This is a genomic window from Pedobacter cryoconitis, assembly GCF_014200605.1.
GTDB lineage: Bacteria > Bacteroidota > Bacteroidia > Sphingobacteriales > Sphingobacteriaceae > Pedobacter > Pedobacter cryoconitis_B.
The window spans coordinates 75,683-87,978 of sequence record NZ_JACHCE010000001.1 but is presented as its reverse complement, the minus strand read 5'-3'; the positions used below and the strand labels follow the sequence as shown (position 1 = coordinate 87,978).

14 protein-coding genes are annotated in these 12,296 nt (G+C 37.2%); 7 read left to right on the top strand and 7 right to left on the bottom strand.

Translation table 11 applies throughout. From position 1 onward, the window contains the following. Nucleotides 1-2: 2 nt before the first annotated feature. The 5 genes from HDE68_RS00430 (at nucleotide 3) to HDE68_RS00410 (ending at nucleotide 4,535) form a co-directional block, all read left to right on the top strand. A complete protein-coding gene (locus tag HDE68_RS00430; RefSeq protein ID WP_183877830.1) occupies nucleotides 3-638 on the top strand; it encodes a hypothetical protein in 636 nt (211 codons plus the stop codon). A gap of 23 nt (nucleotides 639-661) precedes the next feature. Further along, complete coding sequence (locus HDE68_RS00425; protein ID WP_183877828.1) at nucleotides 662-1,819, top strand: hypothetical protein; 1,158 nt, start codon at nucleotides 662-664, stop codon at nucleotides 1,817-1,819. Between the two features lie 87 nt (nucleotides 1,820-1,906). Further along, on the top strand, nucleotides 1,907-3,217 hold the full coding sequence (locus tag HDE68_RS00420) for a spondin domain-containing protein (RefSeq protein WP_183877825.1): 1,311 nt from the start codon (nucleotides 1,907-1,909) through the stop codon (nucleotides 3,215-3,217). Nucleotides 3,218-3,560: 343 nt separating this feature from the next. Next, nucleotides 3,561-4,034, top strand: a complete 474-nt coding sequence (locus tag HDE68_RS00415; RefSeq protein WP_183877823.1) for a hypothetical protein — start codon at nucleotides 3,561-3,563, stop codon at nucleotides 4,032-4,034. An 18-nt stretch (nucleotides 4,035-4,052) separates the two neighbouring features. Further along, a complete protein-coding gene (locus tag HDE68_RS00410; RefSeq protein ID WP_183877821.1) occupies nucleotides 4,053-4,535 on the top strand; it encodes a hypothetical protein in 483 nt (160 codons plus the stop codon). A 75-nt stretch (nucleotides 4,536-4,610) separates the two neighbouring features. Here the strand turns inward: HDE68_RS00410 and HDE68_RS00405 are convergent, their stop codons facing one another. The 4 genes from HDE68_RS00405 to HDE68_RS00390 all read right to left on the bottom strand — a co-directional run bounded on the left by HDE68_RS00405 (nucleotide 4,611) and on the right by HDE68_RS00390 (nucleotide 8,359). Beyond that, nucleotides 4,611-5,615, bottom strand: a complete 1,005-nt coding sequence (locus HDE68_RS00405) for a hypothetical protein (protein WP_183877819.1) — start codon at nucleotides 5,613-5,615, stop codon at nucleotides 4,611-4,613. Nucleotides 5,616-5,658: 43 nt separating this feature from the next. Continuing rightward, a complete protein-coding gene (locus HDE68_RS00400) occupies nucleotides 5,659-6,768 on the bottom strand; it encodes a hypothetical protein (protein WP_183877817.1) in 1,110 nt (369 codons plus the stop codon). A gap of 7 nt (nucleotides 6,769-6,775) precedes the next feature. After that, nucleotides 6,776-7,486, bottom strand: a complete 711-nt coding sequence (locus HDE68_RS00395) for a hypothetical protein (protein ID WP_183877815.1) — start codon at nucleotides 7,484-7,486, stop codon at nucleotides 6,776-6,778. 456 nt (nucleotides 7,487-7,942) lie between these two features. Continuing rightward, nucleotides 7,943-8,359 (bottom strand): hypothetical protein, encoded by a 417-nt coding sequence (locus tag HDE68_RS00390; RefSeq protein WP_183877813.1) that lies wholly within the window; start codon nucleotides 8,357-8,359, stop codon nucleotides 7,943-7,945. Nucleotides 8,360-8,571: 212 nt separating this feature from the next. On the opposite strand from HDE68_RS00390, the gene HDE68_RS26450 reads away from it, so the two are divergent. Beyond that, complete coding sequence (locus tag HDE68_RS26450) at nucleotides 8,572-8,697, top strand: hypothetical protein (RefSeq protein WP_260171538.1); 126 nt, start codon at nucleotides 8,572-8,574, stop codon at nucleotides 8,695-8,697. A gap of 99 nt (nucleotides 8,698-8,796) precedes the next feature. Here the strand turns inward: HDE68_RS26450 and HDE68_RS00385 are convergent, their stop codons facing one another. From HDE68_RS00385 to HDE68_RS00375, 3 genes are all read right to left on the bottom strand, one after another. Next, entirely contained in the window at nucleotides 8,797-9,207 is a 411-nt protein-coding gene (locus HDE68_RS00385; RefSeq protein ID WP_183877811.1) for an OsmC family protein, read from the bottom strand. A 107-nt stretch (nucleotides 9,208-9,314) separates the two neighbouring features. Then, the gene (locus HDE68_RS00380) at nucleotides 9,315-10,523 is read right to left on the bottom strand and encodes an MFS transporter (RefSeq protein WP_183877809.1); all 1,209 of its coding nucleotides are present in this window, start codon (nucleotides 10,521-10,523) and stop codon (nucleotides 9,315-9,317) included. A 250-nt stretch (nucleotides 10,524-10,773) separates the two neighbouring features. Beyond that, the gene (locus HDE68_RS00375) at nucleotides 10,774-11,037 is read right to left on the bottom strand and encodes a hypothetical protein (protein ID WP_183877807.1); all 264 of its coding nucleotides are present in this window, start codon (nucleotides 11,035-11,037) and stop codon (nucleotides 10,774-10,776) included. Nucleotides 11,038-11,249: 212 nt separating this feature from the next. Between HDE68_RS00375 and HDE68_RS00370 the strand changes: the two genes are divergently transcribed. Beyond that, on the top strand, nucleotides 11,250-12,137 hold the full coding sequence (locus HDE68_RS00370) for a hypothetical protein (RefSeq protein WP_183877805.1): 888 nt from the start codon (nucleotides 11,250-11,252) through the stop codon (nucleotides 12,135-12,137). The last annotated feature ends 159 nt before the right edge of the window (nucleotides 12,138-12,296 follow it).

Genomic DNA, 12,296 nt, shown 5'->3' with positions numbered 1-12,296 from the left:
CAATGATTAGAATAATATTAGCTGGTGCAGCAGTAGCTTTACTGACAACTTCTTGTCAGATGAAAACAGGCAATGAGGTGAAAAAAGAAGAACAAAAACAAATGGACATCAAACAAGATATAAACTTTCCTCTGGAAACCAGTTTCACTAATGATTATTTAGTTAAAAACTTCTGGAAAGCTAATTATGATTCTGCGGGAGAGAAACTGGCTTATTATGTAATTCTTCCAAAAAATGTTAAAGCAACAAAAGTAGAACCTGAACTGGTTAAAACCTTAGGCCTGACTATCATTGGCCAGTATAGCACGATTGATCAGGGAGCCTACATGGAAGTACAGGTTGCTTATGAAAGCCTGAGTACTAAGATTCAACCTTCAGAATGGCTGGGGGACAAGTTAAAAACTATGAATGAAACTATTTTGAAACAGCATCTTATTACTGCAAAAAATGGAGAAAAATATCTTGATGTATTAACAGCAAAAAAAATGAAAGACGGTAATGATATTATCAGCAGACTTACCGTATTAAAAAGTGACCTTAATTATTTCACCATAAAGACTTCATGTGCCAGAAAAGATTATAAAAGTCTGGCCGGGACTATGCAGCATATCAGCAGTAACTGGGGTCTAAAGTCTTAATACCTGCCTGGAGGCATTCTATCATGGAAGAAAAACAAATAACCTATTCTTTTCCCATCAGATCAGTATTGGAAGATGATTATCTGGTATCAAATTTCTGGAAATGCTTATATACCTCGGCCGAAGAATCACTTCAATACTGGGTGATTTTACCAAATCATGTAAAACCAACCAAAGTAACCCCTATTGAGATAAGTAATGTTAATCTCGTTAATATAGGTCAATACATTAGCATAGACGATAGTCCTTACCTGGAAATTGAAGTAGTTACCGAATATTGTGAATATGAGATTAACGCTTCAGACTGGTTATGGAAAAAGCTGGCTATAATTGGAGAAGCTGTTTTAGATTTCAGAGAAATAACAGGAGAAAGTACAGGAAAGTATTTAGATGTCCTTACCATCAAAAAAACACCTGGTGGTGAAGAAATTATATCCAGATTCACTACAATCAAAGACCACGATAAAAATAAAAATGGTGCAAACTTATTCTGTATTAAGGCTACCTGCTTTTCTAAAGACTATGAAAACCTGGCAGGTAACATATTTCATATTGTAACGAACTGGGACCTGATTTATAAATCAGACTGGCAAATGGCAGAAAACATCCTTCCTTTTGAATATGATTTTACTGAAGCCATCCGATTTTATATTCCTGTATCCTGGGAAATAAAATACGAAACAAAGAATACAAATACCTTCTCAAGATTTGTATTTGCACATCCTATTGGCTCTTTTAACAGAGGTGTAATTAATGCATTTTTTTATTCCATAAAAGAGACCGGTAATGTGGCCACCATATATGAAAAATCGTTTAACAGAATGTCAAAACTCACAACTGACCTGACTGAGCTTACAAAGATAAGGTCTGACAATCCAGCGATTAAAGAACTATGGACATTAAACGGAACTATTGAATATAAATCAGAAAATTATGCGGCCTGCTTATTCATTTATATTATAAAAACTCTTAATGGATGGTATTATTTTGAATCTGTCGGACCCAAACCTAATTTACAAAATTATTATTTTGAGATCAATATCAGATGTATTGAAATAATACTTCAATCTTTTAACAACCTTAATCTTGATACTGTTAAAGAAGATGATCATATACCACCAGAAACAGTTTCTCCTTCAGTTAATAAAACTCTTAAGAATAACTGGCTTATAGACCAGTAAGTAAATAACAAAATTAATTTTTAAAATTGCTGTAAGGTTTCTTGTTATCCCCCGACAAAGGGGTATAACAATCTAAAAGAAACACAAATGAATTTACTTCAGAACAAATGGAACTGGCTTATCTTAGCTATCTTACCTTTAACATTTACAGCCTGTAAAAAAGACGCAGCTACTACTCCCGCTTTAAACAACAAAACTACAATCAGTGTAGAAAACGTATTAAACTCAAGCAGTCTGGTTGAATCCGGTACATTTCAGGGAACGGGTACACCACCTGTTATCCTTCCGGGACAATCAGTTTCCTTCCGTTTTTCTGCATCCATAGGTCAGGCCGTTACATTTGCCTCTATGTATGGGTGGTCTAACGATTTGTTCTTCGCACCGGCAAACCCAGGTATTGCACTTTATGATCAGAATAAAAAACCAATTGAAGGTGATGTTTCTTCACAAATCAAATTATGGGATAACGGAACCAGGATAAATCAAAAACCAGGTAGTGCAGTTAACCATCCGGGTACGGCAGAAAACAATCCGGTTACAGAGGTAAATGGTACAGATGCTCAGGGAAACACCTATCTGCCAGCTTCTTCTTTAGTTAAAGCAACCTTGAAATATGAAGGAGATTCTTACTTTACCTTAACCTTATTGAACACCTCAGGGGGCACAACTAACGAAACCCCGCTAAGTCCTGGTGTATGGGCAATCTCTTATATTGCAGGCGGTAAATTATTGAATCCTGCCCCTATTTTCACCAGCGGACAGCCTACAGCGAATGGTTTGACTCAAATTGCTGAAGCAGGAAACAATGCACCCTTATATACTTATATCAAAAGTAATACAGGAATTTTCACCCCATTATCTCCAATATTAGTAGTTGTATATAATGGAATAGAAAACCCTATCTACAACCTTGGAGAAAAAGATCGCAATGAGGGTTTAAAAGACCTGGCTCAGCAAGGAAATGCAGCAATACTGGCCGCAACACTAAAAGGAAAACCGGGCGTTAAGAATGTATACATCTTACCTGCTCCTGGATCTAATATTTTACTACCTGTAATTGGCAACCAGGCTGGCGGCAGTGTTTCTCAGGAACTTTCTGTAACCAAAGGTGATCGTATTGCTATCGCCACCATGTATGGCTTCTCTAATGACTGGTTCTTTGCTTCTGCCGGAAACGGTGTTGATGCCACACAAACAGCTGATATTTCCAGCTCTATCAAACTATATGATAATGGTACTGCTATTGATCAGTTTCCGGGAGCAGGGAATTCACAATTCAATCTTGGCGGTGCAACAGCTTCACAAAGTAATCCGATCGCCGAAGTACCTAACCCAAATCCTTTTACTACTTTACCTTCAATTAATAACATCATTAAGGTGAAGATCAATGTGAATTAATTCCATAAGATCTATTTAAGAGAGCCGCTTCTGTTATACAGGAGCGGCTTTTTTATTACTCCTGCAACAGGATAATTAAATAAGAAACGGCTTTACCTGTTTTTACTACAGCGCAATGAATCACTATTCTTAACAAACAAACAAAAAGAAATCATAACAACCAATATATTAATAAGTTAAACCGAAACAAAAAATTTAAATAGTCATAAATAGACATATGGCATTAATTTTGACATCACAAATTCTTTAGCTAATAAAAAAAATACCTATTAACAACACAACATATTAATTTTAATAAAAATACTATTGTTTAAAATCCATTTAACTCTTTTAACTCGAAAACATGAACAACTACAAGTACTTTGAACAGGATGGCGAAAAATATCATTTAAAAGCACAATTTGTATTTATAGCTTTTCTTGGCGGCATTTTTCTTTTAGGTGGCCTTTTACTTGCTTTTACTAAAGGCTCAGCAGATAAAGCCGTAATGTGGATCGGTTATGCGATGGCATTACTGGGCGCATTAGTATTACTTCGTCTTACTACAAAAACAACCATTGATATGGAAAACCGCCAAATCCTTTTTAAAAGGCACTTCCTCACTTCGGAAGTGGCTTATAGTCTGGACAATTTTGAGACTTTTGTTGTAGCGAGTACAGTTTCTTTATTTGGGATTACAATGAATGGTGCAGTCAATATGGTGCTTAATATCAATGGGAAAGAGAAACTCCTGATGCTCAATCAATCTATATTTACCGTAGCGCCACTTAACAATATGGTTAATGAAGCATTGCAAATTATGAAATTGGAAGACTAAACTGAGCTTAGAAATCATATGGCACTTTATAATTTACAAATCTCGGATGGACGTTTCAGTATTCAGCCAAACCTGAGTTATTATACCAAAATCAAGATCTTTCTGGTGGGCATTTTTCTATGTTTTGCTGTCGTTCCATTTTTACCCATAGGACATGACGTAAAATTTATACTTTATCTGATTGGAGGAGGACTTTGCTGTTACGTAGTCTATGAATTCCTGTTTTTAGCAAATGTAACCTTGATTTTCGATCAGGGCACCCGCAAAGTATACCGGAAGATCCCTGGCATTTATACCAAAACCCTGATGGATTTTGAAGAAATAAGGCTGGTAAACGATACCAGTTATGGTCTGCTGACCTATACTATTGGTGCAAAAAGCACTCGTTTCATAAAAAACTATCCGATCAGCGATCCCTTTTCAAATAGCAAGAAAGGGCAGAGACAGCAACTGGAATTTGAAACAACCATTCTGGAGCCTTTGATGGAGTTTGTGAAGTAAAACAATCTTATAGCTGATTAATAAAAAAAGCCGCCTTATCAATTGACAAGGCGGCTTTTTAATCGCTAAAATCTCTTACTTAACCGACAGTAAAAACCCTATCGTAAAGTTAGCGTCCCAGTCAAAGACAAAAGTATCACAATGTGTAGCATACTTAATAGCTTTATAAATATTCACACCGCTCTTAATCTTTACTTTATCCGTGTTATACTTTTCAGGATTATTTAATACAGTAAACCTTTCCTCACCCACACGTGTTTGTTTAGCCAGTTCAAATGGAACACCACCAATAATAAAACAAACTTCACGTTTAGCAGAAGGGATCTTTTCAGCAATAGCTTTAACCTGATCATAAACAGCAGCATCCTTTAAATCCTTCTCATAATATTTAGCTCCTGGTGCTTCAGAAGATTTAACAATACCATCCATCCAGGAGATCTTCGTATTACCAGAACCAATATCCACAACGAAAGAATTATCATAATAAGATGCAGGCAATACACATTTTAAAGCCAGCTTGCCCTCCTGCTCTGCAGTAACCAGGTTAACTATATAACCCATTTTTTTCAATTCAGAAGTAATAGCTGCAGTTTTAGGTTCTTTCTGTGCACCAGAGCTGATCACAAAATGGATATTTTTAGATTTTACTCCCTTATCAAACATTGCCCCTATATAATCTTTTAATCCTGTACGGATATCAGCTGCAGTGGCCATACCTTCGTACACAAAAGATTTTCCAAAGTCTTTAGAAATAATCTCCCAGCGTTTCTCTTTATCAATATTAACCACGAAAGAGTTAAAACCAGAAGCACCTACCTCAACCACACCTTTATACTCGCCATTTACTGGTTTTTCAGGGGTATAGTTGAAAGTACGTTTCTCATCACTGGTTGCTGCCGAAGAAGACCCGGATTTTTCAGCAGTTCTGCTGATTCCGGTACTATCCTGAGTGGCTTGCGTTGCTTTACCATCAAGTTTTCCCGTTTCAGATGCCCAGTAACCCAATCCTATAATTGGAATCGCAATAATTATTGCCTTGATTGGCCAGCGTAGTCTGCCCCATGTTGATTTCTCTTCCATATTCTTTTTTGTATACTAATTTTATTGTTAAAAATTCCTTTTCTTAATCTAATAAAGTAAAACCTTTATCTACTTTCTCTGCCGGTTTCAATTCATAAGAAGCATCAGACATTTGACTAACATTCAACATCTTAAGATTTCTCTGATCTACTTTCTGAATAAACTCTTCCAATTCTCCCTGTGTTGGCGCACCACCTACAGTGATATTGTTATTCTGGTCAAGGAAATCCAGATTGGAACGTATAGAAGCTATATTCTGGCTTATCGCCCCGGTTGCTGCGTTCATTGCTTCCTGGAATACCCAGCTATCCTTAATATTAAAAACCTCAGCTAAACCATCAGTCGCATTTTTCATTTTCTGAGTAGCTTCCAGTTTTTTAGAAATGATAGAAATACTGCTATCAAGCGTACTTACATAAATACGGGCAGCACTTTCATTATCTTTTAATACTTCCAGAACTTTGGCAAACTGGTTGGCATATTGCACATAACTTCTTGCATTCTGCTCCTCAGATTCACCTTCTTTACCTAACAAAAATGCTTTAGTACGGGTCTCTTTCGCATCTCTGCCGTATCCGTTAGCTTTCTCCATATTGTTATTGGCAGCTTCCAATTTTCCTTTTTCATCCAGATTAGCAGCTTCAACAGTAAAACGTTTGGCATAAGTATACTTTTCTTCTGCTGTTTTTTGTGCAGTTTCACCACTCTGTATCATATCGATACGTACCCCATCCACATTCGTAATTTTCTCTTTCACACGTTTTAAAGTATCCTTAGCATCTTTGGATAACAATTGCAGCGTTTCAATTGGATTATTACGGATAATGGCTTTCTCTCCTTTAAATATCAGAATTGTTCCCAAACGGTGCAGTAAAGCAATAATTTTTGGTGCAAGTAATAATAATACAATCAGAATGATACTAAAAATAACCAGCAAAATACTTTTAGCCGCATATTCCAGCATAATTGGCAGGAATTTAAAAAAGGCAAAAGCTCCGCCCAAAACAACTGCCCAGAAAAATATATTGGCCATTGTCTTTTTAGCTTCCGGGGTTTGCATCTGACTTGGCAAATGATCACCCAGTACCTGGAATATGGGTAACTGGCTCTTCAATTCGGCCGGGATATTTACAAATTGGGACTTACTTTCCATTTTTTTCTTAGTTTATATTTGTTTCAATTATGTTAAGGGCGTTTTTAATATCGGTAATAACTTCGGCGACGGCAGTGTTGCCAATAGTTATCTTTGCGTCGATATCCTGTAATTGTGGTTCATATTTGCTATTGATTTCTTTTAGTTCCTTTTGCCTGGAATTCAATTTTTCACGCAATTCATCAATATTTTGCTCTAACCTTTGAATTTCAGCAGTCAGGTTAGCTTTTTCAGCAATCAGATTTTGTTCAATACTATCTTTTTGTAATTGCTTCTGACTGGTCTCTTTATCAATGACCTTTTGAAGTTCAGTTATATAACCCTGGCCAGTCCTAACCAGTTTATCTTTATCCAAAGTTTTATCTACATATTTCAAAGAAGTGAACGCAGCTTTAATCGAGCCTGCATTGACACTGCCCATTTCAGCCGCCGCATTCCAGACTTCAAAGAAATCCATCCCCGGTTCGTTAATCCTTTCCAGTATTTCCAATACTTTAACTTTCATCTGCTTTACATCGGCAGGTGGCAGGGCCGAAGTATTTTGTGTTAGATTAGTCTGAGGGTTTTTAGTTACATTTTCACCCGTTTTAGTTTCCACTACCGGCTGACCAGCCATTGGTTTAACTTCAGGAACAAAAGGTTCAGGGCTATCCTCAAAGATTAATTTCTTTAAGCTTTTTAAAAGCCCAAAGGACTTATTTGCTGGTTCCTCACTCATAATTTAATTTATCTATCACTAAAATAACAAAAAACGAAGATAACATATCGATTTAATTTAACCCCGTCTCTTCCCTGAAAATTATTTTAAAATAATCCATGCGGAGGAAGAAATAGCAGTCCGAAAAAAAGAACAGTAAATCAACCTGTTGAGGTTTTAATAAAATTCTTGTAGAATTTTCACCTTTAAGAATGGCAGGAAATCGATAAGAATTATTGCAGATGGAAGAAAATTAAGCAAAAAAAAGGAAGAAATAGTTTCAATCAGAGCAGAACAATGCACTGAAAAAAGACAGCAATAGCACCAAAACTATAAAACTAATAAGATAAGCGCTTAGTGATTAAAATTACAAGCAGATTCAGGAAAACACAAACCGGAAACACAATATCCGGCAAATTTCAATTTCCTGAATCTGAATAGAATAAGGTAAGATAAGTAGCTTAAAAAACAGCCTGATTAAGCCCCTTTAACCAGGCACTCTTTTACCTGTGCGTCCGTTAAGGTGATCCAGCTTTCCTTTGCAGCGACATTACTGCCCAATACAATTTCTTTATTCTTCTGCAAATGCTTTTCAATACTTTCCAGCAAGTCATTAGCAATCGCTTTATTCAATACACGTACAGGTTCATCCAGCGCATCTGTCTTAATTTCCAGATCATAAATTCCAGAAACCAGTGTTTTACAAATGACCAGTTCTACCACCTTATCCCCCGCTACATTTTTTAAAGCCTTAAAAGCATTAGCTACTTGCTCAGCATGATCTTCTTTAAAGCCAAGCATCAGCGCAGCATCCGATCCGGCATTTCCACCTTCATCTGATAAGTATATCTTTTCGGCCTCTGCCAGTATTGATTCTATTACTAACCTGTCCATAATTTAATTTTTTAGAAATCTATACCTTAAAAAGGAATGAAAGACCGTATTGTTTGGTTAAAGATTAAATTTTAAAGCCCGTTTAAATTATTATTTAATACATTGAAATTCAAGATCATCAATAAACCAATCAGGAACATGAAATGATCCAGGTAAGGGAGATGAAATAAATTCAATTAGCAAAGTCAACTGCTTAAATAAAACTACAGAATATGAATACACTACTTTATATGGTCAACGGTACTAACATTGGATTCTCAGAAATAATGATCATCATGCTGGCAGTTATTATTATCTTTTTAATCGCAAGGAACCTGATCGCCCCTCCCAAATATTAATCCACCAGGCCCTCTAATAAAAAATGCCTTCTTCACAGAAAGCATTTCTTAAAAAATTATATTAATTATTCCAATAAACAGGAAATCGGTCAACCGGACTTAAACTAAACTGGCTTCCAGAGAAATCGCTACATTATAAGCCTTACTCACCGGACAGTTTTCTTTAGCTCCGGCTGCAATTTCCTGAAATTGAGTTTCAGTGATACCAGGTATATCAGCTTTCAATACCAGGTTAGAGCTTGTGATCACCCCATTATCTAATGATACTGTTGCTTTAGTTTCCAGTGAAGTTGGATTAAAACCAGCTTCAGTCAGATCAAGACTTAATTTCATAGTAAAACATCCTGCATGTGCAGCAGCCATCAATTCTTCGGGATTAGTTCCCACCCCATCTGCAAAACGGCTGTTAAATGAATATTGAGTCTGGTTCAAAACAGTACTGTCAGTGGTTAAATGACCTTTACCTTCTTTGATTGTGCCATTCCAAACGGCTGTTGCATTACGTTTCATCTTTTATTTATTTATGGTTTATTTTAGATAAATTATAGAGCCTGTTCAAAACCCAAACAGCTTCCCGATGTAAACACTCTGCCCGAAAATACAAAATTGTGCTTAAACTAGTCCATTTTATGCTTCAGTAATTTAAATCCTGACGCACAAACGACCAACAGTAAAATCAGCATAATCCACAACCAGTTATATCCATATTTCTCGGCCAGATAAAAACCTGCCGAAGGTCCGATCACCTGCGAAACAGACCAGCTCAGCGTATAGCCCGCAGCATATTGTCCCCGGTTAAATTCATTTGTCCTGCTCATCACAAAAGTATTAATAAAAGGAAGGGCAAACATCTCTCCGATCGTAAACAGCAATACAGATAATAGTGCAACCATGACAGGGGTGATTCCAGGTAATAATAACATGACATAGGCACTGCCGATGAACAACACCCCTTTAACGATATAATGAATCGGAGAACGTTTATTCTCAATCCTGCTGATCATCACCATTTCGAACAATGCGATAATCAAACCATTCATCCCCAGGATTAAACCAATTTCCATCTCATTGATATGCCATACCTCTTTATAAAATAAAGGCACTACCCTAAACATCAAATAGAAACAGGTAGTCAGCATTGTGGTCAGCAACAAAAATTTGATAAACAAAATATCCTCCCAGGGTTTACGCACCTGCATTCCCTTTATTTTTTCTGCAACCGCTTTACGCGCACCCCTTACTGTTGCCGGTAAAAGCAAAAGAATAGCCAGTCCTGAAAGTGCACTCACTGAACCATCTACCACAAAAAGCATAGGATAACTGAAAGAAGCTACAATTCCACCAACCGCACTGCCTACAGCGAAGCCCATATTGGTCGCCAGCCTGTTCAAAGAATAAGATCTGGTCAGAGTCCCCTCTTTTGCATAAGTCGCAATGGCTGCAAAGTTTGCAGGTCTGAATGCCTCTGAGAAGAAACTGATTACTACAGTCATTACACACAGGGCATGGAAATGTGTAATGGTAGAATACAGAACAAAGAATACACCTCCTATAATAGAAGAAATAATCTGTACCGCTCTGAAACCAATAACATCGGTCAGTTTCCCGCCTGCGGTTGCCCCCATTATAGAGCCAATACCAAACAAAGTAATGATCAGTCCGGCATCAGAAGGCGGTCTGTGCAAATATTGAGTCATATATAAACTCATAAAGGGTACAGCCATGCTGCTGCTCCTGTTGATGAGCATTACTATACTTAATAACCATGTTTCAGCACTTAATCCGGAAAAAGAATTCTTATAGGTGGTATATACTTTTTTAATCATTATTCGTATCGTTCAAAAAACTCATGGTCCTCAGCATCTGGTCAGCATAAGCCTATAGTTTACAGACCTGATAAGCTCATGTGTAGCTTCCGGACGTATTTACTAAACAGCCATAAAACGATGGTGAATAGAGGATTTACAGCATCAGATCAGAGACTTCGTTCAAAGCTCTAAAATAAGACAAAACCTCAGATTTATACTATGGATTAGTACCTAAAGGCATTTAGTATCGTAATTATTAAGTCAATTTTCAACTCACATTTCTCTTGAGTAAAAAGATCTCATGATAAGCATTAATGACCAGATCTCTGATCTCCTGAGGTAAATCGCTATCATTATCAAAAGATAATTCAAAAGTATCATGATTAAGTATGAAATGATCATAAATGCGCTCAGTCTGAGTTAATTTTTTTTGAATAGATTTCAGTCCGAAATACAAGTGATAATCTTTTTCCACCTGATCTATAGCACTATAGAATAATTCCTGTCTCTTATGGAGGTCAGCCGTTGTCATGTTTATATTTAGTATTTGGGCCAAGATACAGCCTCCCTGTAAATTTCACAATAGTCAGGAGTCCCATAAGTATATTATGAACGAAAGGAACAGTGAATAAATATCTTTTCCAGACTGTCAATGCGTTAAATAATGTTAATTAATAAAGAATGTAACAGTGATCAGATAATTTTGTTAAGCAAGGTCTTTTGTCCCCCTTGCCACAAAAAAAAATGGATAAGAAAACCATTCTGAGTTTAATACTCTTCACCAGCATTATCGCAATTCATCCTACACTTTACGCACAAAAAAATGACCCCGATGCCGACGTAAATTTATGGGCAGGGCATCCTGTAAAAGTGGATGGAGTTTCGGATGAGTGGCATGAACCACTTAACAACTACAATACGGAAACCAAACTTGCATTTGCACTGGCCAATGATCAGCAAAATCTTTATCTGATCATTGAATCACTTGATGAAGTGACAACCAGAAAATTAATGTCTGGCGGACTTACCCTGGATATTAATACGGCGGGAAAAAAGAAAGATGGGATCAAACTAAATTTTCTGGGTATGAACCAGCCTCCGCCACCACATGAACAAAATGACTCTTTACAGCATCATGAACCCGCTATAGACGCGGATGAACATGCGGGTGTACATGTCATACAGGTATCCGGTTTCAAAAATATTCCCGATGGTAGTTTAGCCATGCCAAATAAAGACGGTATAGAAGTAGCCGCAGCATTCAATAAACAAAGAGATTATATCTGTGAACTGGCTATTCCTTTAGCACAACTTGGTCTAAAAGGCAATGAAATAAAAGCCATAGCCTATAATATAAAAATCAACACTGGCTTAGAACATCACCATAAAGACATGCCGGCTGGCGAAAGTGCACCTTCAGGTGGTCGTGGTATGGGTGGCGGAAAAGGTGGGGGTATGGGTGGTGGAGGTATGCATGGCGGTGGCGGCGGTGGAAGACACGGCGGTAGCGGTATGGGTGGCGGCAGAGGATCTGGTAACGCCGCAGGGGTAAATAGCCAAAATGCAACAGCTTCTGATTTCTGGATCAAATATGAACTGGCCAAACCATCAGATTCTTTCCGCGCTAATTAGACGGTTATTAAGCTTAAACCACGATATCTTTAAAATTTTACAATTTATTTTTTTCGCACACAATAAACAACATATTTCAGCGTCTTATATGGGAGAGCGTTAATTAGATAACGGGGACCGTCCGCCTGGATGGTCCCCGTTTCTTTTTCCAGCTCTTTT